The organism is Holospora elegans E1, from assembly GCF_000648275.1.
Lineage (GTDB): Bacteria > Pseudomonadota > Alphaproteobacteria > Holosporales > Holosporaceae > Holospora > Holospora undulata_A.
The window spans coordinates 1-21714 of the sequence record NZ_BAUP01000092.1 but is presented as its reverse complement, the minus strand read 5'-3'; the positions used below and the strand labels follow the sequence as shown (position 1 = coordinate 21714).

The 21714-nt window shown below is 35.7% G+C and carries 19 protein-coding genes, 1 tRNA gene and 1 pseudogene; 7 read left to right on the top strand and 14 right to left on the bottom strand.

The annotated features are described in order from the left end of the window. Positions 1 to 975: 975 nt before the first annotated feature. Together rpmG and HE1_RS03860 are read left to right on the top strand one after the other, a co-directional pair. Complete coding sequence (rpmG, locus tag HE1_RS03865) at positions 976 to 1137, top strand: 50S ribosomal protein L33 (protein ID WP_024161391.1); 162 nt, start codon at positions 976 to 978, stop codon at positions 1135 to 1137. Between the two features lie 4 nt (positions 1138 to 1141). Then, complete coding sequence (locus tag HE1_RS03860; RefSeq protein WP_035544916.1) at positions 1142 to 2950, top strand: ABC transporter substrate-binding protein; 1809 nt, start codon at positions 1142 to 1144, stop codon at positions 2948 to 2950. 146 nt (positions 2951 to 3096) lie between these two features. On the opposite strand, the gene clpX is transcribed toward HE1_RS03860, so the two are convergent. The 6 genes from clpX to HE1_RS03830 form a co-directional block, all read right to left on the bottom strand. Beyond that, positions 3097 to 4368: an ATP-dependent Clp protease ATP-binding subunit ClpX gene (gene clpX, locus HE1_RS03855; protein ID WP_006291321.1), complete on the bottom strand. Its 1272-nt coding sequence runs from the start codon at positions 4366 to 4368 to the stop codon at positions 3097 to 3099. An 85-nt stretch (positions 4369 to 4453) separates the two neighbouring features. After that, positions 4454 to 5068: an ATP-dependent Clp protease proteolytic subunit gene (locus HE1_RS03850; protein ID WP_006291323.1), complete on the bottom strand. Its 615-nt coding sequence runs from the start codon at positions 5066 to 5068 to the stop codon at positions 4454 to 4456. 76 nt (positions 5069 to 5144) lie between these two features. Next, positions 5145 to 6686: a trigger factor gene (locus tag HE1_RS03845; RefSeq protein ID WP_035544913.1), complete on the bottom strand. Its 1542-nt coding sequence runs from the start codon at positions 6684 to 6686 to the stop codon at positions 5145 to 5147. Between the two features lie 23 nt (positions 6687 to 6709). Next, positions 6710 to 6794, bottom strand: a tRNA-Leu gene (locus HE1_RS03840). A 220-nt stretch (positions 6795 to 7014) separates the two neighbouring features. Then, entirely contained in the window at positions 7015 to 9057 is a 2043-nt protein-coding gene (gene ligA / locus HE1_RS03835; RefSeq protein WP_162480322.1) for an NAD-dependent DNA ligase LigA, read from the bottom strand. A 237-nt stretch (positions 9058 to 9294) separates the two neighbouring features. Beyond that, positions 9295 to 10164 carry a hypothetical protein gene (locus tag HE1_RS03830; RefSeq protein ID WP_035544911.1) on the bottom strand — a complete coding sequence of 290 codons (870 nt, stop codon included), beginning with the start codon at positions 10162 to 10164 and terminating at the stop codon, positions 9295 to 9297. 745 nt (positions 10165 to 10909) lie between these two features. On the opposite strand from HE1_RS03830, the gene HE1_RS08940 reads away from it, so the two are divergent. After that, positions 10910 to 11077 carry a hypothetical protein gene (locus HE1_RS08940; RefSeq protein ID WP_162531244.1) on the top strand — a complete coding sequence of 56 codons (168 nt, stop codon included), beginning with the start codon at positions 10910 to 10912 and terminating at the stop codon, positions 11075 to 11077. Positions 11078 to 11083: 6 nt separating this feature from the next. On the opposite strand, the gene HE1_RS08935 is transcribed toward HE1_RS08940, so the two are convergent. Both HE1_RS08935 and HE1_RS03820 read right to left on the bottom strand, forming a co-directional pair. After that, complete coding sequence (locus HE1_RS08935; RefSeq protein WP_162531243.1) at positions 11084 to 11224, bottom strand: hypothetical protein; 141 nt, start codon at positions 11222 to 11224, stop codon at positions 11084 to 11086. An 817-nt stretch (positions 11225 to 12041) separates the two neighbouring features. Continuing rightward, positions 12042 to 13160 carry a DegT/DnrJ/EryC1/StrS family aminotransferase gene (locus HE1_RS03820; protein ID WP_035544909.1) on the bottom strand — a complete coding sequence of 373 codons (1119 nt, stop codon included), beginning with the start codon at positions 13158 to 13160 and terminating at the stop codon, positions 12042 to 12044. A gap of 329 nt (positions 13161 to 13489) precedes the next feature. Between HE1_RS03820 and HE1_RS03815 the strand changes: the two genes are divergently transcribed. Further along, positions 13490 to 14008 carry a hypothetical protein gene (locus HE1_RS03815; protein ID WP_035544907.1) on the top strand — a complete coding sequence of 173 codons (519 nt, stop codon included), beginning with the start codon at positions 13490 to 13492 and terminating at the stop codon, positions 14006 to 14008. Between the two features lie 273 nt (positions 14009 to 14281). On the opposite strand, the gene HE1_RS03810 is transcribed toward HE1_RS03815, so the two are convergent. From HE1_RS03810 to uppS, 3 genes are read right to left on the bottom strand one after another with little or no spacing between them, the layout of a single operon-like run. Then, complete coding sequence (locus HE1_RS03810) at positions 14282 to 14638, bottom strand: hypothetical protein (protein WP_162480320.1); 357 nt, start codon at positions 14636 to 14638, stop codon at positions 14282 to 14284. Beyond that, positions 14596 to 15864: a DNA polymerase III subunit gamma/tau gene (dnaX, locus tag HE1_RS03805; RefSeq protein WP_052567327.1), complete on the bottom strand. Its 1269-nt coding sequence runs from the start codon at positions 15862 to 15864 to the stop codon at positions 14596 to 14598. The genes HE1_RS03810 and dnaX overlap by 43 nt, the downstream gene beginning before the upstream one ends. A 12-nt stretch (positions 15865 to 15876) precedes the next feature. Then, positions 15877 to 16578, bottom strand: a complete 702-nt coding sequence (gene uppS / locus HE1_RS03800) for a polyprenyl diphosphate synthase (RefSeq protein WP_023491528.1) — start codon at positions 16576 to 16578, stop codon at positions 15877 to 15879. A 210-nt stretch (positions 16579 to 16788) separates the two neighbouring features. Here uppS and HE1_RS03795 point away from each other — a divergent pair, with 210 nt between their 5' ends. Genes HE1_RS03795 through HE1_RS03785 form a run of 3 tightly spaced genes read left to right on the top strand, consistent with a single transcriptional unit; the run spans position 16789 to position 18439 of the window. Then, a complete protein-coding gene (locus tag HE1_RS03795) occupies positions 16789 to 17691 on the top strand; it encodes an MFS transporter (protein ID WP_035544901.1) in 903 nt (300 codons plus the stop codon). A 35-nt stretch (positions 17692 to 17726) separates the two neighbouring features. Continuing rightward, positions 17727 to 18116, top strand: a complete 390-nt coding sequence (locus HE1_RS03790; RefSeq protein WP_035544900.1) for an MFS transporter — start codon at positions 17727 to 17729, stop codon at positions 18114 to 18116. Positions 18117 to 18136: 20 nt separating this feature from the next. Continuing rightward, positions 18137 to 18439 carry a ribosome-binding factor A gene (locus HE1_RS03785; protein ID WP_024161471.1) on the top strand — a complete coding sequence of 101 codons (303 nt, stop codon included), beginning with the start codon at positions 18137 to 18139 and terminating at the stop codon, positions 18437 to 18439. Positions 18440 to 18489: 50 nt separating this feature from the next. Here HE1_RS03785 and HE1_RS03780 read toward each other — a convergent pair whose 3' ends face one another. The 3 genes and pseudogenes from HE1_RS03780 to HE1_RS08930 all read right to left on the bottom strand — a co-directional run. Continuing rightward, on the bottom strand, positions 18490 to 19104 hold the full coding sequence (locus HE1_RS03780) for a hypothetical protein (RefSeq protein WP_035544898.1): 615 nt from the start codon (positions 19102 to 19104) through the stop codon (positions 18490 to 18492). Between the two features lie 189 nt (positions 19105 to 19293). Next, positions 19294 to 20877 carry a peptidoglycan D,D-transpeptidase FtsI family protein gene (locus HE1_RS03775; protein ID WP_162531242.1) on the bottom strand — a complete coding sequence of 528 codons (1584 nt, stop codon included), beginning with the start codon at positions 20875 to 20877 and terminating at the stop codon, positions 19294 to 19296. 497 nt (positions 20878 to 21374) lie between these two features. Then, positions 21375 to 21714, bottom strand: a pseudogene (locus HE1_RS08930) (hypothetical protein); the annotation flags it as partial.

The window sequence follows — 21714 nt, the reverse complement described above, 5'->3', positions numbered from 1 at the left end:
TCACCTCTATTAAATATTTTTGTCAAAAACTTTTTGATTTTTCAGGTGTATCAATGTAATAAGAATTTAAAATTTTACATTTAACAAGTACAAATAGGTTTTTAATATTTTTTAAAAAAACCATATTCATTATTCATAAATTTTGTTAAGTTTTGTTAAGGGGCGTCCTCGATTAAGTTGATTTTTTCTGTATTTTTTAAGAATGCGTTACGATATGACCAGTAGGAGAGGATAAAAAATCTTTTTCCTGGAAAACAAAAAGGTCCGCCCAAGAAAAGTTTACGGAAGCTGTTTTGTACCCCTATCTACACAGAGATGTCGTGGAAAAATTTTCCAGAACGTTTTGGAAATTTCAAATCCATACACACTGTTTAGAGTCAGAAATCTTAGCCCGTAATGCTGACAACTCGCACTCAATGAACGATCTTGCATACCCAATCAACACAGTTGTACTAAAAAGCGAGAACTAGGCCGTTGAAACACTAAGATCCATGCAATCTTTGATATACAAGACCATCTAATCGATTTTTACTTGACAAAATGTAAGGATCATGATAAGGAGAGAGTGATGGATCACCTCGTGAAGGCTGATGGAGCGCTTACCGATAAATCGTATGTGGAAAAAACTCAAAAGAAAAGGGGCGTTCCCCCTGAAGCATTATGACAAATACCTTTAAATCCCGTCATTTGATCGAGATTTTTTTTTCCAAACTCAAAGCCCATTGCCCTACGCTGTGATAAAATGTCTGCAAAATTTCTGGGCGCCATTCATTGAGCCCTTGGCTTAATGTAGGGCATAGCCTAGTGCAACTTACACAGAAGAAGTATTCGTTAATTCATTTTTTGATAATTTTATTGAAGTGCTGCGATAAGGGTGTTTCTTGTTCAATTCTTTGAAATCTTTTATGTAATTCCTGTGGACTTCGATAAAAAAAATTGTTAGAATTTGTCAAGTATAGTTGGAGGGAAGTGGGTATGGCAAAAAAAAAAAGCAACTTAATTCGTATGATTAGCACAGCAGGAACCGGGACATTTTATGTAACAAAAACGGGTGCAAAAAAAGAAAAATTAAGCTTGAAGAAGTACGACAAAAAAATTCGAAAGCATGTAATGTTTAAAGAGCATAAAATAAAGTAATCTGATGAAATTAAAATTTTTTTCGCGTTTTTGTGTAGGTTTTTTTTTATTAGTACTTGAGGAAGTTTCTTTTTGTACTGATCATGCTAAAATTGAATCCTTTTTGGGGGTTTTTTTTGATAGCGTTCCTCTTTGGCCTTTACACAATTTTCCCTGGAAAGACTCTAAAATCACTGAAGGAAAAGAACTTTGTTTGGGCGCTCAGGGCACTTTTAATACTCTAGAGTTTTGGCAAGAACGTAATGTGTGCGCCCAAGGAATAGTAGAGCTTCTTCATGGGCGTCTTTTTTTGCCTTCGGAACAAGAACCAGGAATAGCTTACAGCTATGTAGCTCGGCATGTACAGCGTTACAAAGATCGTGTGGTTTTTTGGATTGATAGTGACGCAAAGTTTCATAATGGTGCTGCAGTTCTTCCAGAAGATGTTGTTTTTAGTTTTTATTTTTTAACTAAAAATTCTTCTATATTTAAATCATATTTTTCTGGAATTTCTAAAGCAGAGCTTGTTTCTTACCCATTGATTCAGTCTGGAAAAAAATTGTCTGGAGTAGTATTTTATTTAGAAAAAAATGCTCCCCAAGAGGCTGCTTTAACTATTTCAGAAATGGTAGTTCTTCCAAAATCTGTTTATCAGCACGGTGTTCCCAAGATTCCCGTGGGGTGCGGACCTTACAAGGTGGAAGCACATCAAGAAGGGGAGTTTGTTCGTTTTCAAAAGGTTCCTCAGTGGTGGGGAGCAAATCGTTCTTGTGGAAAAGATATGTACCGATTTTCTACGATCAAATACATTTACTTCAAAGAAGATGACAGTATGTTTGAAGCGTTTAAAAAAGGAGAACTTCACTGCTTTTTTGAGCGCAGTGCAAAACGCTGGATGAATGGGTATAATTTCAATGAAGTTACTCAAGGAATTGTTAAAAAACAAGAAGTTTTCTATAAAGACTCTGTTCCCATTACTGGACTTTTGTTTAATACGCGAAAACCAATATTTCAAGATATTCGCGTGCGTTGGGCATTAAGTCTTTTGCTAGATTTTGATACACTAAATCAAAAATTTTTTTATAAAAAATACAAAAGAATTTGTTCATTTTTTCAAAATACTTCCTGTATGGCCAAAGGCAGTGCTTCTTTTGAGGTAAAAAGAATTTTAAAATCGTTTAACGCTCCAGAAGAAACCTGGACACAGCCCGCTGAATATTTTACGCAGTTACCAGGAACGTGGCATCAACGCAGCAAAGCTGCGCTTTCTTTTTTAAAAGAAGGAGGATGGAAATTAAGAAATGGTAAATTGTTTCATGAGACTTTAGGTTTTCTTCAAGTAAAGGTTTGCATTCCCAAGTCAATGCGAGACGAATGGCTGCAATTTTTTCAAGCACGAGCCGCCTTGATAGGAGTTGAACTTAACATTATTTCTTTAGATCAGGCAGCCTATCAATCAGTGAAATCATCTTTTGATTATGACATGATTTGGGGAATGATGGGAATATCCAGCAGTTTTCCAGGACAAGAGTTAGAGTTGATTTACAGCAGCCATTCGGCAGACAAAGCTGGAAGCTATAATATGGCAGGAATTTCTGATATCAATATAGATGCACTGATTCAACAAGTCAAAAGCGCTAAAAATCAAAAAGAGCTGCAGTTTTTAGCCCAAGCTCTGGATCGGTACCTTCTTTCAGGCTGCTATGGAATTTTTGGATGGTATTGCCCAAATACTTGGCAAGCATTTTGGAAAAATCGCATTGTTTATCCAAGATCTTCCCCTTTTTCACCTCAACGGAGATGGATTTATGCCGGGGGGAGTAAAAATCCTTAAAGCCTCCATCTTGCATGTTTCACTTGTGCAGGATTTAACGTCAGCACCAAACAAAAAAAGCTTTTAAAAAATTACAAACTTATCGAACGCATTTAGAAAAAAGTCTATCTTCGCTCGACAAAAACAAAGAGTTAAAATCACTCTTTTTAGTATACTTTTTGGTTTTTTTCTATTTTGTATGTCATCAAAGGGGCGCTTCCTTCTAAAATAACTTTTTCATCTACCATGACTTCTTTTAGCCCTTGAAGAGAAGGTATATCATACATAGTATCTTGAAGAGCTTTTTCCAAAATGGCGCGAAGACCTCTTGCACCGCTTTTTAGTCTTAAACTTTCTTTAGCCACAGACCTAAGCGCGCCATTTGTTACAGTCAGTTCTACCCCTTCCATAGCAAATAACTTTTTATACTGCTTAATCAAAGCGTTTTTAGGTTCGGTTAAAACTTTAATTAAAGCTTCCTCGTCCAAATCTTCCAGAGAGACGATAACAGGAAGACGTCCAATAAACTCAGGGATCATTCCATAATCTACCAAATCTTTTGTTTGAATATGACTTAATATATCCTGAGAATCAAATTGCTCTTGATTAGATTGAGACAAAAATCCAATGGATTGCCCTTTTAGACGCTTTAAAATGATCTTATCTAATCCTGAAAACGCTCCTCCACAAATAAACAGAATTTCTGAAGTATCGACCTGAACAAACTCTTGCTGCGGATGCTTACGCCCACCTAACGGAGGAACCAGAGCTTTTGTGCCTTCGATAAGCTTTAACAGTGCTTGCTGAACACCTTCTCCAGAAACATCTCTACTTATAGAAGGATTATCTCCTTTTCTAGCAATTTTATCGATCTCGTCGATGTAAATAATTCCTTTTTGCGCTTTTTCAACATCATAATCTGCATTCTGAAGTAATTTTTGAACAATGTTTTCTACATCTTCCCCTACGTATCCAGCCTCTGTCAAAGCAGTAGCATCTGCAACAATGAAAGGAACGTCTAAAGTTTTTGCCAACGTTTCTGCTAACAAAGTTTTTCCACATCCAGTAGACCCTACCATTAAGATATTAGACTTAGAAATCCTTACATCACTCCCTGAAAGATTTTCGTGCTCAATTCTCTTATAATGATTGTACATAGCAACAGAAAGCACACGCTTTGCTTTTGTTTGGCCGATAACATACTCATCTAAAGTTGCTTTGATGTCCCATGGAACAGGAATTTTATTCTTGTTATCTCCAGCGCTCGAAAAGCGATTTCTTCGATTTTCTTCTTTCAAAATGTCGTTACATAATTCAATACACTCGTTACAAATAAAAACTGTAGGACCAGCAATCAACTTTTGCACTTCGTATTGGCTCTTTCCACAAAAAGAACAACGCAAAATGGTTTCTGTCTCTACCCCATTTTTTTTATCCATCTAGTGCTCCCTTCTGTTATACATTTATTCTATTATGCCATAAAGCCCTAAAGAAAACATCCTCGCAAAGGGCAAATTAAAACCTTTATTGATTATCCGGCCTCATACCGGGTTCCATGATATGGTCAACAAGACCAAAATCTATAGCTCCCTTAGCAGACATAAAGTTGTCTCTTTCCATAGCAGAAGTTACCTCTTCTAAAGTTTTTCCTGTATACTCAGAGTACAGTTGATTTAAAAGTCTTTTTAGATAAAGAATCTCCTTAACATGAATTTCAATATCTGTGGCTTGTCCTTGCGCGCCACCAGAAGGCTGATGAATCATCACTCGAGCATTAGGAAGAATGTAGCGTTTTCCTTTTTTTCCTGCTGCTAATAAAAAAGATCCTGCAGAACATGCTTGCCCTAAACACACGGTAACCACATCTGACCGAATATACTGCATTGTATCATGAATACTAAAAGCAGAAGTTATTACTCCCCCCGGAGAGTTTATGTACAAGAATATATCTTTCCCCGGTGATTCTGACTCTAGAAACAACAACTGTGCACAAATAAGAGAAGCGCTATGGTCTTCTATAGGTCCCGTGAGAAAAACAATACGCTCTTTAAGCAAACGAGAATAGATATCATAAGCCCTTTCTCCTCTTCCGCTTTGTTCTACTACCATAGGAACCAAATAACTCATTTCCAACCACATCTCCTTGCTTTCTTTGTTACTATACTATTTTCGATTTTATTAATGAATATTTGTGCAACACCCCTTTATCTTTTTACTACTTCTGTGAATTTTCTTGATCCGTTTGAAGCACATCTTCTTTCTGTAAAGAATTTGTTTCTTGTTCTGGTTTACTAGATTCGCTCATTTCACCTTGATCAACCGCCTCGTCGTTTTCAATAATATCTTTACTCCGCGCATCGGGGGCGCCACGCAGATCTACTTCTTTCAAAGAAATTTTTTGAATATAATCGGAAACAGAAACATCTTCCAAAAACTTTCCAAAAAGCTCTGCATACTTTTTCTGATTTAATGAAGCTTCTTTCCATAAAGAGCTCACAACATCTTTCGGATCCTGAAGAGCACAACGCCCAATAATATCCCTTATCACTTTTTCATACCGAATTGCATCATTTACAGAAACGTGAAAATTTCTATCCTTTAAGTATTTACGCACCAATTGATCGGGAGAAACCCCCTTAGAATTTCCTAAATTTTCCAAAAAATTCACAACATCCTGTGAACTGTATTCACAAGCTTCAGGATGCTTAGAACAATAATCTTTTATAAACATCTCTGTTAACAATATCCCTTGTGCGATTTCCCCAAACCACCCTGACTGCTGATCCTTTGGAACCAGGTTTTCAAAAGCTGAATTTCCCGTGTATTCTTTCCGCAACTCTAATTCACGGTGCTTTCTTAACATGTCTGAAACAGAAACGTCTTTTATATTAAAAATTTTCACTTCCAAACAATTTTTCTGAACTTCGTAGGAAAGTTTTTGAACAAACTTCTTTAAAAGCAACTTCGCCCGATCTAACAACGTTTCAAGAGTACACCCAACGACATATTTCGCACTATCGTCATCCATTTCGCAAGCAACCGTACGCCGCACTTCTTCTACTACCAAAGAAAAATTTACCTTTTTCCCTGCAAGGGGCACTTGTGAAAAAGACTTTGGAACCTTTACGCGTTGACTGATAGTGTGTCCGGACTCAATCCCAATAAAATCTTCAATTCCCGCGTCCTCTGGAAAATTTTCACTTGACAGTAAAACATTTAAAACAGAAGTACGCTCTTGACCATCAGACTTTATAGTGATTCGAAGACGAAGAGTATCCCCAAGCTCTGAAGGTCTTGGAACATCAAGAGGCTCGGAACGATTAAACTGCTTAAGATATCTTCCTACAAAAGTATGAACGTTTTCTGGCGAAATATCATCATCTAAAACCGGCAACGCAAACTCTGACCACTCTATTTCTGAAAAGTGTGAAGAATAAGCAAATGTAACCTGTACTGAAATATCTGAAGGAACCCCCATTTCAACCTGAACAGACTCATCAAAATCAACAGAATACCTAAAGGCTTCTTGATATTCTGGTAACTCCTTAATTTTTTCTTTCAAAACTCGATCGAGAACTGATGAGACAATATTTTCCCTATACATACCAAAAAGAATATCCAAAGGCACCATGCCCAACCTAAACCCTGGAACTTTTTGCTTTGAAGCAATTTTTTTAGTTTCTTCGTTAAGCCCCTCCTGGATAGATATCCCATCTAAAACAACAGAACGTATCTCTTGTACTTTCTTTTCTAGCATGTAATTTTCCTTAACTTTTCAATTGGTGCGGATAAAGGGACTCGAACCCCCAAGGCACAAGCCACCAGAACCTAAATCTGGCGTGTCTACCAATTTCACCATATCCGCAATTTATAATCTCTCCTGATTCTAACATTTTTTTTGAGAATGTCTATAGTGATTATCCCCATTTAGAGAAACTTTTCGCACGTTTTGTTTCTAAGCAAGTTTTTACTATTTTAATATCGCATTTTTAATTTTTTTATATATCTTTTTATGCTGTTTCGAGTGTATTTTTTCTTTTCTCAAAACGGACAACAATTTTTTCCAGAACAAAACCCCACCAAGCTTAAGATAAAAAGGTTTGCAAAAATGCCATCCACTCTTCTTCTGTGAGGGTTTGAATTTTCAACTCTTTTGCTCGTGCATATTTTGATCCGGGTTTTTCTCCCACTACTAGATAGTGTGTATTTTTAGAAACCTGACTTCCAATTGCTGCACCAAACCGCTCTGCTTCTTTTTCAAAATTCTGACGAGTTCCGTGCTGAAAATGCCCAGTGAAAACGACTTTTTTCCCCTGCAAGGGTAAAAAAACTTGAATTTTTTCATTTTTTTTAAAAGAAAGATAAGCTAAAATTTTTTGAATTTGTAAAGAGTTGTGATAAAAAAAATTCGCAATAGATTCAGCTAATACAGCCCCTATTCCTTGCATTGTGATTAATATTTCTTGTAGTACCTCTTTTGGCATCGTAATTAATGTTTCAGGAGAAAAATTTTTTGCCAAAAGTGCTGCTGTAACCTTTCCTACGTGCGGAATACTTAAGGCGTAAAAAAATGATTCTGCTGAAATATTATTACGTCGATGCTCAATAGATCGCAGAACTCCTTCAACGGATTTTTCCCTCCATCCTTCTAACGTTAGCCAATATTCTTTGTGCTGAGATAAAGTAAAAAGATCTACTAGCTCTGTTAAGATTCCTGCTTGATACAATGCACGAACGTTTTGCGGTCCCAATCCTTGAATGTCCATACCTTCCTTAGAAACGAAATGATAAAGAGACCAAATTTTTTGAGCAGGACACTTTAATCCAGAAATACATCGCCATGCTGACTCTCCTTTTAAACGTATCACAGAACCTTCGCACGCTGGACAAGAGGAAGGAAAAACAAATCTTCCATTGTCTTCAGAAGAATTGTTTCTGTATTTAGGATAGACCACCTCACAGACTTGAGGAATGACGTCTCCTGCTCTTTGAATGCGTACCCGATCCCCTATTCGAAAATCTTTTTTTAGAATCTCATCTTCGTTATGTAAAGTTGCACGCGTGATCTGAACCCCCCCCAATAAAACAGGAGACAAAATCGCCACTGGCGTTAATATTCCTGTGCGTCCTACCTGAATTTGAATATCTTCAAGCACTGTAATACTGCTTTGTGCAGGAAACTTATGCGCAATGGCAAAACGAGGACTTTTTGCGCGATATCCTAGATGATTGCTGTGTTCCCAATCATCTACTTTATAAACAAGTCCGTCTATTTGGTAATCTAAAGACTCTCTTTCTAGTGAGATTTCCTCAAAATATTTCAGTAACTCTTTTGCTGTTTTTCCAAAACCGCAAGATAGAGGCATATAAAATCCCAATGATTTTAGTAATTTCATGGCATTACTGTACGAAGATTCAATTTGAGGCCAAACTCCATGAACAGCAAATTTTAATCCTCTGTGCATTGTGTGCGCAGGGTCCAAATGGCGCAAAGCTCCTGCGGCAGCATTTCTTGGATTAGAAAAGCAAGTTTCTCCTTTTTTATACCGATACTGATTAAAAGCTTCAAAATCACGTGATTCAATGTACACCTCTCCCCTTATTTCTAAATCCTCTGGAATGGAATCAAAGGTGATCTCAAAAGGAATATTGCTGATATGCACTATGTGCTTTGTAACATTTTCTCCGACTTTACCATTTCCCCGCGTTGCAGCAGAAACTAGTCTTCCTTTTTTATAATGGAGCGCTAAAGTCAATCCATCAATTTTTCCTTCAACAACGTAGCAAATTTTTTCTTTTTCCTGAGCTTTAGATGTTCGGGTTACAAATTGTTCAACTTCTTCAAAGGTATACACACTATCTAAAGAATATAAAGGAAATAAATGAGTAACTTCTTCTGCATCATCTTGTAACTGCACATGAATTTTTTGTGTAGGACTTTCTTCGTTTATTAGCTCAGGAAAGCGACTTTCTAGTTGCACTAACCGCTGATACAACGCATCATAATCTTCATCAGAAATAAGGGGAAGATCTTCTTCGTAATATAAACGGTTATGCATTCGAATTTCTGAAACTAATGAGTTCCACTCATCTTGAATGTCAAAGGGAATACCAGAATTTTTTACCATCTGCCCGTTTAAAAAATACACAGGATTTAAATTTAGAAAAAATCCAACAAAAGGTCAAGAAGTCTTGCTTTTCAGTGATTTTTCCTTAAATTAAGGGAAGAGCTCAAATCCATCTTAATAGACAAAAGATTTCAGAAATTTATAATACAAAAAAAATTAGTAAATGATCATTTACTAATTTTTATTTTTATTCTTTTTTATTAAATTATTCTGCTTTTATTGAAATTTAACTAACACTCATTCCTGAAATGTTAAACGCATATTTTTTCCATTTTTGTCTTCGATATGCGAAATTTTTTTTAGATCTTCGGGAACTTTTAATTTTCTTGTGTCCTTACCCAATTCTTCTGCACTTTCCAGTTCTAATTTACCTAAATCAGTTTTTTCAACAATTTTTCCATCTACAACTTCGAGATTTCTTTGGTTCCACGCGTTTCTTAATCGCCAATCGTTTTCTAAGTCAGTAATTTTTTTAAAATTGTTCACACTTTCTGAATCTTTTCTTTTGTAATTTTGTATCTGATTTTTTAAAGTAAATGCAGAAAGTTTGTTTTTATATTCTTCAGTCAATAAATCTTTCAATTCTTGAAAAAAACTTGCTTTTTTTTCTAAACTTTTAACAGTGCTTTCAGTTTCTTTTCCTCCTTCTGAGTTTTCCGAATGTTCTTTCGCATTGTTTAGATAAAAAGATATATTTTCTTGAATTTTTGTGAACAAAAATTCATTTTTTAAAGATTGTTTTATGTATTCTTCTTTAGAAGACAGAGTTTCGTATTTGTTTAGAGAAACTTTTTTACACCAATTTTCCACGGAACCTTTGTTAATCTCAATTATCTTTTTTACCGTATCTAAAATTTTTTCTTCGATCTTTTGTTTTTCCGATTCAAGACTCTTATAGTCCATTCCCCCTAAAAATGAAGCTAATTCAGAAATTTTTTCCTCTATTTGAGAGCTTTGATCGAAACTAGGAGTGTTTTTATTGAGTGCCCCCCCTTCAAGTAGAGTCTCTTTTCTATACTGTATTTGATTTTTTAATTCCTCTACGCTTTCTTTTTGAGCATAGACGAATGCGATATTTAAAAATAAAAAGCTAAAAATTTTTTTCATCATCATTATTTTTTTATTTAACTCATCTTGATGATTATAATATTAAACAATTAAAATTTCTTAAAGATTTTTATACTAGCAACGGTTTTAAAAAATGGGATTACAACATGTTCAATATGTAATACTGTTTTTATTTCTCACCGTTATTGATTTAAATTGCTGATTCCGCTTTTGTACACGCAGTATCGGTAATGGATTGTATTCCAAGACAAATCTTTGTTTTGGATTATAGCGGACCCAACATAAAAGTGAAGTAATACAGTGCGAACAATATAAAATATTTATAATTGTAGTCACTATAAGATCTGGAATAGCGATAAATAAATTAATTTCGTGTCCAGCCTTTTCCAGAATTTTTTCGTCTTTTTCCCCTTATGAAAAATGGAAATCTATGACAAGTACACTTTTACCCAATCGTCAAAAATAGCTGCGTTAAGAGTATTTTAAACCAATCTCACAGTAAGAGGCTCCCTATTTAATACCACACCAATTACGCTGGTTCTGCTTTTTACCCTCCGTCATGGGTTCCAAAACAAAAAACTCATTTAGGAAACCACGAGTTCTTGGCCTGTCATAAGCAAATCCGCTTTCATCGATAAAAATGATAGAGCTGAATAAAATCCCTATACTTATGAAGTTTTTCCAAAATGCAGATCGTTTTTCTGCGTGAGATGATTCAGGTTTTTATAGGTAGCTTCAAAAGCATACATATACTAAATCAAACTGAAAGTGTTGGACTAATGCGTTGAAAATTGTCATTGGCGCGCTCGACAAGATCCATGGCGATCTTGTCCCCGGTTTGGTCGAAAAAATGCAGTATACTCTTGCCAAACTCTTTGGCAGAGACGAAAAATCGATTATTGCGCACATATTCATTCTTCGATGGGGAGCTTGTTGTGGGGGTGGAAAATAATGCACCTCAATCCCCCATTTCTTTTGCTGCTTTTTGGGTGTCTTTGCTTGTAGGGTCTTGATCCAAGATCAGGGGAATGCTAGGCGCCTTTGGATAAGCGTCTTTAAGCTGATCAAAAAACCTCCACAAGGTTTCTAAGGATACCACCCGTCAAATCCAAGGGCTCCCATCAGGTTCATCCTCCGGCAGTGTGTCATCACTATTGAATAAAAGGCTTCCTGCTTGGCTGCCTTTGCGGGCAGTCTTTCTGGCTTTTTAAATGAAAAATTATGGGCGTGCAACGTCTTGTCTTGGCAGCCATAGGATTCAAGAACATAATCCGCAAATATCGCTTGCTTTCATATACGTTATGGCTTTCCAAATGTGCGATAAGTTCTGCTGTTTGTGAAATATTCCGCTTGCTCACAGAGCCCTTGCTTTACACCATTAACTTTTGATCTTTCTTATACTCCTCGACTGATCGTCAATCAAAAGAGCCTTAGCAATTTGACGATAGCTCCACCCTTTGTCGGACAACAAAACTGCCTTAATCCTATTTGCTACGCGTCGGTCTTTTCTTGCAGATGCTGCGTTCTTAACGCAACACGATCTTCTTCTGTCAGAAATCTTTGCATAAGAAAAATTATTAACACATATAAATTAAACTTTTAAACAATTTCATTTAGCATGAGTATATAGTATTAGTTTGAATTAGATTCTGGTGTATTGAAGGAGTTTTTAGATACAAGTAAAGACTATATTTACGCATAAAATCCATCTAAAAGACGCTAAAATAATATTTGTTTCTTCTTTAGACCATATGCGTAAATATGATTTTATGTAAATTTTATGAAAAGGTGGGGATTAACCGTCCAAAGTAAGTTCCCATGTTGCTAAGATACGCAAAGATTCAGAAACATTCAAGAACATCTGAATGTTTGTTTGGCCCAACACTATTTTCTAGGTGCTTCTTTTCATCCCCCCTTCAGCAAACACATTTTTTTATCGCTTGAATAACGCGATCTGCTTCATCCATATACCCACTCATAGGCAGACTTAATACATTTTTAGATAGCGCTTCGCATTGAGGTAAACTCTCCCCCGTTGCTGTAGGATAATTTTTATAGGCACTTTGAAGATGCAAAGGTTTTTCGTAATATATCACGCTAGGGATTTCTACATCTTTCAGCCTTTTCATAAGCGTACTGCGACAAACTTCATCAGGTAAACGCACTGTGTACTGAGCCCAAGAAGATGTAGCTTCTCTATGGCAAACAGGAACGTGTAAAATATCCTGCATCCCTTGCTGGTAAGCGTCTGCAATCTTTTGACGCGTCATTAGCTCATCAGGAAAAACTTTCATTTTTTCTATCAAAATTGCTGCTTGAATAGTATCTAAACGGCAATTTACTCCGATACGTACGTTGTCGTATTTTTCTTTTCCTTGTCCGTGTACACGCAACGACCTAATAATGGAAGCAAGATCGTCGTCGTTGGTGAAAACTGCTCCACCGTCTCCGTAGCATCCTAATGGTTTTGCAGGAAAAAAACTGGTTGTGGCAATATCACCAATAGTTCCTACTTTTTTTGTTTTGTATGTTGCGCCAAAACTTTGTGCAGCATCTGCAATAATCCATAAACGATGTGCCGTTGCTATTGCTTGAATTTCATCATAATCTGCCGGGTGACCAAATAAGTCTACAGGAATAATTCCTTTTGGCGTTAATCCTAAGCGTTTAGCGTGAGAGATTCCTTGCTCGAGGCTTTGCGGATCCATATTATAGCTGGATTCTAGAACATCAATAAATACCGGAACCGCCCCCCTCCACGCGACGACTTCAGCAGTAGCAGCAAAGGTAAAAGATGGAACGAAAACAGCATCTCCTGGTCCTACCTGATATGCCATCAATCCTAGGTTTAATGCGTCAGTTCCGTTAGAACACGTAATGGCATGCTTAACATCACAAAAATTTTCTAGTTGTTTTTCCAGTTCATAAACTTCAGGTCCCATGATGAAAATTCCGTGATCTAAAACACGCTTAATCGCGCTATCAATATCAGAACGCAACCGCTCTAATTGAGCTTTTAAATTAATAAATTGCATACCCCACCTCTTTTCTAAGCCAATTGACAGATTCTATCATACTTCTTTACCTAAACTAAACCACCGAAAAATTTTGAATATGTGATAAATTTTGTGCTGAACACTGTACTAAAACAGTACAGTGTAGAGGAAAATTAAATAATAAAGGATATTACTTTTTTCAATTCAATTAAATTCATGCATAAAAAAAATTAATATGAACGAAATACTTGTATTTAATGATAAAAACATAATGTAGTATCACAATCTAATGAAGTGTAAAAATATTTATAATAAATTAATTTTTTTATTTTACAATAACAAAGTGATTCACTAAAATCAATTTTATAATGAAAAAATTTTATTTAATTTTATGCCTGTTAAGCGCTTATGTATGTTCTGCAGATCGAGCCAAATCCCCCGAACTAATTGAAATAAAAGAAGTTCTAGAGAAAACGTTTGATGAAAAAAGAAATCTTCCGTTGATAAATTTTGAAAATTTTATCGAGAATAAAAAAGATTCTGTTGCCTTAAAGGAAAGAATGCAGTATAGATCAGATCATATAACAATACTGAAAAACATATTAAAAGATCTTTATGAAAATGCGAAAAAAATACCTCAACAAAACCTTGATTATTTAAACGTTAAAGATCTAACAGCTCTGAAGAAAAAAGTTATTTCTGCTATAGAACAAGCAATGGATTTTCCAAAACGACCTATCCTTTCTGAGATAGAAAAAACTAAAATCGCTCAAGAGTGTGCAGAACACACTAAAAACGAAGGAAACAAAGATAATAAGGTTTCTCGATACATCAATGCACTTAATAGGTCTCTCAATATATTTTGGACAAATATAGAAAAAGTATGAGCTCTATTGACGAACAAAATGCAGAAAGTACCGAAACCGAAGAGGAATAATAATTTAAAAAGCAATAATTATTTACTTCTATAAAAAAAATTAAGAATAAAAATTGGGACTTTGTTTAGGTAAGAAAGTGAAGATTGCTCAAATCTTCGTTTTTTATAGCTCTCTCCTAAGCTAAGGTCTATCTTTATTTTTTCTAAATTTCTTAAAGGTGGACCACAAAACAACACCAGTTATATTTTTTAGCGTCTACTACTGTACACGCACGGAACTTACTTATTCGTCTTTTAGCCCGGGAAAGACACTTTGCATTTTTTGTACCAATGGATGCTTTAGAAGTTGTTCTGTTTGTTGAGTTTTTTGACGTAGTTCTTGACTTTCCCAACTTACTGTCGAATCTTCTGGGGCTTGAACATAAACAGATATCTTTTTACCAGCCCAACGAGAAACTGCTTCTGCTACACGTGTAATCCACTGAGCTTCTGGAGATTTTTCATGTAGCCAATACAAATAAATTTCATTCTCATTCCCTTTGAAAAAATTTGTATTCTTCATCAGTTGCGCTCCTAACAAATCTTCTCGTTGCTGACTTAGAAAATGAAGAAAGTCACGAAAATCTTCTTGACTGGCCATCGTTTTTTTCTATCGGATTTTTTATCAGAACTATCGGATTGAACGTTGGAATCAGATATCTGTGCTTGGCTAAGCGCATGGCCACTCCATACATCTAAAATGTGCTCCAAATTTGGTAAGCTTTTCATGTGGGCCATACGAATCAAAAGCATCTCTAATGAAATAAAGGGAAACATACTTTTTTCTAATTCTTCAAACCCTTGGACAATACACTGCCATAACGCCGTAATATCCGAAATTCCAAAATAAGAAGTCAGCGATGCCCAATCTTCCTGAGATCGATTTCTTGCAGAAAACTGTTCTAAAACAATACGGTACAACCCTTGGGCAATTTGTTCTAACAACCGTCTTGGGTCCACCCCTTCATAATAAAGCTGCTGCACATGGACCAATAAAGCAGAGATATCTTGTTTTCCTAAAAGACGTAATGTTTCATGGACTTGAGCGTATTGAGGAAGCCCCAACATTTTTCTTATTACCGATTCTTTTAACTCTTTTCCAGCTAAAAGAATTGCTCGCTCTAGTAAAGAAAACGCATCTCGAATGCTTCCTTCTGCATGTTGAACCAATAAATCATACACAGCATCTTGACAAGAAATGTTCTCTTTTAAGCAAATAGTTTTTAGATACGACTTTAGCTCTTGGTCTTCTAGTCGTCTTAAATAAAACTGCTGACATCGAGAAATAATAGTTTTTGGAATTTTATGAGCTTCTGTAGTAGCAAAAATAAAACTTACATGAAGCGGAGGTTCTTCCAAGGTTTTAAGAAGCGCATTAAAAGCACTTTTAGAAAGCATATGTACTTCATCAATAATATACACTCTATAAGAAGCTCCACTTAAAGAGCGGTAATGGCAGCTTTCCAATAAGCCACGAATATCATCCACCCCTGTGTGACTAGCAGCGTCAATTTCTTGAATATCAAGATGTGTATCCAAAGAACAACTTTGGCAAGAAGCGCACAGACCGCACGGCTCTAAGGGAGAAATGCTTCGCTGATTATCAAGTTTATGACATGTTAAAGTTTTTGCAATTAACCTTGCCAGGGTTGTTTTTCCTATACCGCGCGTTCCAGTTAACAAAATCCCTCCTGGAATCTTGGGTTGACTTAACGCGTTTTGAATCATTTCTACAAAAGGGTATTGCCCAACCACCTCTTTAAAAAAGTTTGGACGATACTTGCGCGCTAAAACACGATAATGGGATAAAGATTCTTGGGAAGACAACGATCTAGTGCCTCATAATAAATTGCCATACCGTCGATGGCGTTGTTGGTAAGTGGAAATTGCTTGAGCCAAATGTTCTTTTGTAAAATCTGGCCAATACGTATCTAAAAACAGAAGTTCAGAATAGCTTAGCTGCCATAACAAATAGTTACTCAAACGAACTTCTCCCCCGGTACGAATCAAAAGGTCTGGATCAGGCCAAGGAGCAGTTTCTAAAACTCTTGAAAAAGCCTCACAAGTAATGTCGTCTACCCCCATTTCTTGTTTTGTACATTTTTCTGCTAACACCTTAACAGCACTAACGATTTCTAAACGAGACCCGTAATTCATAGCAACCTGAAGCCCAAGACGATCATTATCTACCGTCAGATCTTGAGCCCATTGAATCAAATCCTGCAACGAGCTGCTAAAGCGTGTTTTGTCTCCTAAAATACGAAGGCACACCCCTTCTTCATGAAGCCTAGTGGTTTCATTTTTTAAGTAATCTTGAAAAATACTAAAAATAGTCCCTACCTCTTGCAAAGGTCGTTTCCAATTTTCTGTAGAAAACCCATAAACCGTCAAATATCGCACTGAATTTTCTAGTGCAGCTATTATAACATTTCGTAAAGTTTCTGCACCTTTTACATGCCCAACAGACCGGTCTAACCCTTGAGCTTCCGCCCAACGACCGTTACCATCCATAATGATGGCAATATGCAACTCTGATTTCAATGATTTAATATATTAAATGAAAATCTAACACCCATTGTAAAGATTTTTTTAGAAAAAATCTACTACAAACATACACAATATTTTAGTACTTTTTTTTACAATCATTCTTTATTTTTAAGGCAAACCAATGTGATTAGAATATAAGGGATTTTGATCTTTTGAGATTTTTTCTTATAATGGTCTAAGCTGTTGTTTAAGGAGGGCATAAAAATGCAAAAAAATCACCATCATAAATTTCATCTTTATGCACTTTGGGTTTGGTTGTTTACCAGTTTGTTTTATGGGTTTCAATTTTTTTTACGCAGCTCTCCTAATGCATTAGCACCTCAACTGATGGAAGAGTTTCGTATTGATGCACAAACCTTGGGAATTTTTTCTTCTGTTTATTATTGGACTTACGCTTCTTTACAAATTCCTATAGGGATGTTCCTTGATTTATTTGGCCCTAAAAAAGTTTTGCGTGTTGGGATGCTTACCTGTATTACAGGGGCGTTTTTGTTTGGGTTTTCTCAAAATTTTTCTATGGCTATTATTGCTCGCAGCCTTATCGGAGCAGGAGCAGCAGTATCGTTTGTGGGAAGTATTCGAATGAATACCTTGTGGTTTAAGCCAACCTATTTGGCGTTCATTGTAGGGTTATTGTCAGCGATCGGAAAAATTGGAGGAGCGTGTGCAAATTTTGGCCTTCCCTTAATGGTACAGTGGATGAATAGCTCATCGCACAATGAAACTTACGTTTGGAAAAAAATTATCCTGTTTCTTAGCTGTATAGGATTAATTTTAGCGGCTTTAGTATGGGGGATAGGAAAAAACGGTCCAAAAGATGTTTTTGTTCCTGCCATATCTCAATGGAATTGGAAAAAAATTCGCGCAGAATTTCTTTGTGTTGCAAAAAGAAGATCTATATGGATTTTAGGAGCTTATGGATATGCTTTGTACCTTACTCTTTCTGTTTTTAGTGACACATTTTCCATTGGGTTTATAGAACGGTGGTTGGGAATTCCTGTTAAACAAGCTAGCAAACTTTCTGCATTAGTGGCTGTTGGTTCTAGTTGCGGAGCTCCTTTGCTTTCTTTTTATCTGATTTTTTTAAAAAACGAGTATTTTTTCTAAAATTATCCGCAACGTGTGTTTTAGGATTAAGCAGTTTGATATTTTTTGGACCTTGTGTTTCTTTTTGGATTGCTGCTTTTTACCTTTTTGCTTTTGGATTTTTTTCAGGAGGGCAAATTCTTGTTTTTGTTACCGGATCTGAAAGTGGCCCAAGTCGTCTTGCAGGACTTTCTGTTGGTATGATTAACGCAATCTTAATGTTAAGTGGTGCCCTTCATAATCCTATCGTAGGATACTGTATTCAATTATCTTGGGACGGACAATATCAGGAAAATCATCCGTTGTACACATTGTACAATTATCAAATGGGGTGCCTTGCTATTTATGTATTTTTTGTGATAGCATTCATACTGAGTTTTTGTTTAAAAGAATCTCATCCCAGCAGAACGCATAGTAAAAATACTTACGAAGTTCCATTGTCTTGAAAGGGTTTATAAGGAATAGCATGTTTGTTGACCAAAAAGATCAGCGTAGAAAAAAGTTAGAACATTTGATTCATCAGGAGATCGCTCAAGTTTTGTATCATATTTTGTGTTCTGAGCATAGTAAAGAAGACTTAAGAGTTACTGTGATGGAGGTCCACTCTTCTAAAGATTTACGAAAGGCAGATGTATTTTTAAGTACAAGTTCTCCAGAAGCATTCAACATGATTCGCCAAAAAAGTGCTAAAATTCGTTTTATTCTTGCAAAAAGGGTCAGTTTGCGCAGGATGCCAGAAATTAACTTTTTGCCTTGGGCTGAGGGGTAAAAGGATTTTAAATTTTTTTACTGAAATTAGAGAAAAAGAAGAGAGAATACCTAGTAATCTTCCTGAAATAGATTTCTTCGGTCGTAAGTTTTTAGTAAACGATTTTCTTCTTCTAGTTCTTTATTTAAGTGTCTGACTTGTTCTTGGAGTTTTTCTAGATTTGTTTCAGTAACGTTTGTTTCTGGAAAATTTATTTCTGCGTTAATGACATTTATTTTATTTTTTATTTCCTTTATTTTTTGGTTTGAAAAATCTATTAATCTATTTGTTTTTTCTAATTTTTCTAAGTACTGAATGTACTGTCTTGATTCTTTTTCACTAAAATTTTCCTCTTTACTAAAATTTTCTATTCTAAAATCAAAATATTTTTCAGGCTCAGAAAAAATAATTCCTCCTTTTCTGGAAAGTAACTTTTTTTTCGCCTGTTTTAATTTAATTTTTAAGATACGAATACGTTGTTTTATTTTTTTTCTCAAAGCAAGAGATGTTTCTTGGTAAAGACTTTGCCTAATTAATGACAATTCCTTTTCCAAATCACGTATATACGATTCTAGACACTTTTTTTCTTCATTAGAATAAATCTTTTGAGACAAAAGCGCACCACTTTTAAAATTTTTTTTAATTTCACTGTTAGAAAAAGCAGTTTTTATTTCCAAAACTTCCAAAAAAAGTCCTAACTTAAAACTAAAAAAATAATATTTTTTGTACAGTTAAGCACGACACAGCCCTTACACCCCTTTGTGCTTAGATACCAAAATTTAAAACCAAAGTCAATTTATAAATGTTGTTAATTCTTCAAAGCATTTGAGCAATCAAATTAAAAACAATTTTTTTCAATAATTAAAAAATTATTTTTACTTTTTTTCTTTTTCGCCAGTATTATCGATGATTCCTAAAAATCCAGAAATTTTTTCGATAATGCTTCGCACGACAGGAGCAGCGATCCACCCTGCAGTATGATAATAATGCGTTGAGGCATTTCCTTTTGGACGGTCAATAGTAATTAACAACACGTAACACGGTGAAGGCACCGGAAACACTGCCACACAAGATGTTAAGTTTTGGTGCTCTTTGTACCTTCCATTAACTAAGATGTTAGCTGTTCCAGTTTTAGCGCCCACTCTACAATAACTTGTTTTAACTTTTTGTGCCTGCCCTGTATTTACTGCCATCTCCATTATTTGCCAAAGAGTTTTAGAAATTTCAGGAGATTTTAAAACAGAAGGTAAAGCAATCGCTTTATTGTGACGTTTTAAAAGCGTTAAAGGAACACGCATTCCCTGATTTAACAATATTTGAAGGCTTTGAACGATATGTAAAGGCGTGATGGAAAAACCGTATCCGTATCCTGCAGTTATAGATCGCGCCTTAGACCAATTTTTTGGGATAATCGGCAGTGCATATTCCGAAAGTTCTAGTTTGATCGGGTGAAAAAAAGAAAGTTTAGAAAAGAATAATTTTTGCGCTTCTTCCCCTGATTCTATAGCCATTTTTCCATTGACGATGTTAGAAGAATACAAAAACCCTTCCTTAACAGTCATTGGGCGACACTTGCCTTTAAAATCTTTTACTAAAAATCTTCCAATTGCCAAGGGATGCGTTGCATCAAAAATACTTTCTAACGTTCCCCTTTTTTCCTCTAAAAATAACGCTAAATTATGAATTTTTAAAATCGATCCAAATTCATAAACTCCACTGGTATTTCGATTTAGCGTGTACTCGCAGTGCTCTTTACTTTTCAAATTGGAATTAAAATCTGGAAGAGACACCATAGCCAAAATTTCTCCTGTATGAATGTTAGCTAAAATTCCGTTTCCTCCACGTGCCTGAAAAGCTTTCATGCAAGCTAAAATTTCTTTACGTAGCACGTACTGCATTCGCGTATCTACAGACAAATAAATAGCAGTTTTTTTATGTTTTTGATCTAATATGATATCATTACACCCCTTTTCAATACCAGAAATTCCTTGCTGATCAATATCAACCGCACCTAAAACATGGCTGAATAAATTCTCGTAAGGGTAGACGCGTTTTTGAGTTTTAAACAACTCTAGCCCTTCAATTCCTAAAGCTAAAATTTTAAGACGCATTTTGGGAGACAGCTGACGACAAATCCAAACAAAAGGTTTTTTAGAAGTCAAGCGCCGATGCAATTCTTTTTTAGAAATAAAAGGCAATACACTGTGAAGTTCTTGCACAGCTTCTTTTACGTTCATAATTTTTTTAGGATTGGCTGCCAACGCAAAACTTGGTAAACTGTGTGCAAGAACTTTTCCTTGTGCGTCCAGCAAGACCCGCCTTTCCATAGAGTATTCTAAAGCAATTTTGGCTTTAGAACGAAGCGCAATACTGACCCAGCACAATCTAAGTACCAAAACCCCCATTCCCACAAAAGATGCCTGAATAAACCACAAAAGACGATTTTGGACTAAAGCCATTGCGTCCCGCCCATGAAAAATAAAATCGTGAAACATGACATCTATTTAAGTTAAGGGCATCTTACAAATTTTAGAAAAATCTTTACTAAAAAACAACACAGAATAATAAATTTCCAATTTTTTATATTGACCTCAGCATATAATTTTTAAAAAAACTCGCCTTTATATAGCAAAAGCTGAATAAAATGATTTTAATTAATAATCTATTAAATATTCAGTAGATTTTCGACGTAGAGTGTTAGAAATCAAAGAGGAAGAAAGACTAAGCTTTGACGAAGATTCGCGTCGTTTTACAGTTGGAATCGCAAGCGTTATAAGGTGGTGGAAGAAAATTGCTCCTCAATACAAAAGGAACAAATCGGCAACGAGCATAAACATGGAAGACTCTCCCGACGTAGCCTGTGCTGAAAGGCTGGAAGCAAGCCACTCAGGATGGCGACACTCACCTCTGGAACGCCTCGGCGTGACGTATAGTAATCCAGGTTGAATTTGATATTTTAAAGAACCACGAAATAGCCTCGAATAGAGCGTTGAAATTTAGCATACTCCCCCTCACTTTTTTTCAGGTAGTTTAAAAGATCGCTGAAATCAAAGAATAAGAGTTTATCTTTGATCCACCTGAGTCCCCTTGTGAAGTATGAATAGAAAAGTGCTCTGACTGTTTTTTTGTAAGCACATTCTTGTGTAAGGCCCGTTATAGAAGCGTATAAAATCGTCATAAGTTTGGAAAGTCTTCCCAAATCTTTCATAGGGGTATTTTCAAGGTTAACCCCTTGCGTTTTCATAGTTCTGAACAGCCGTTCAATATCCCATCTTTGTTTGTTTAGTACCCGGTCT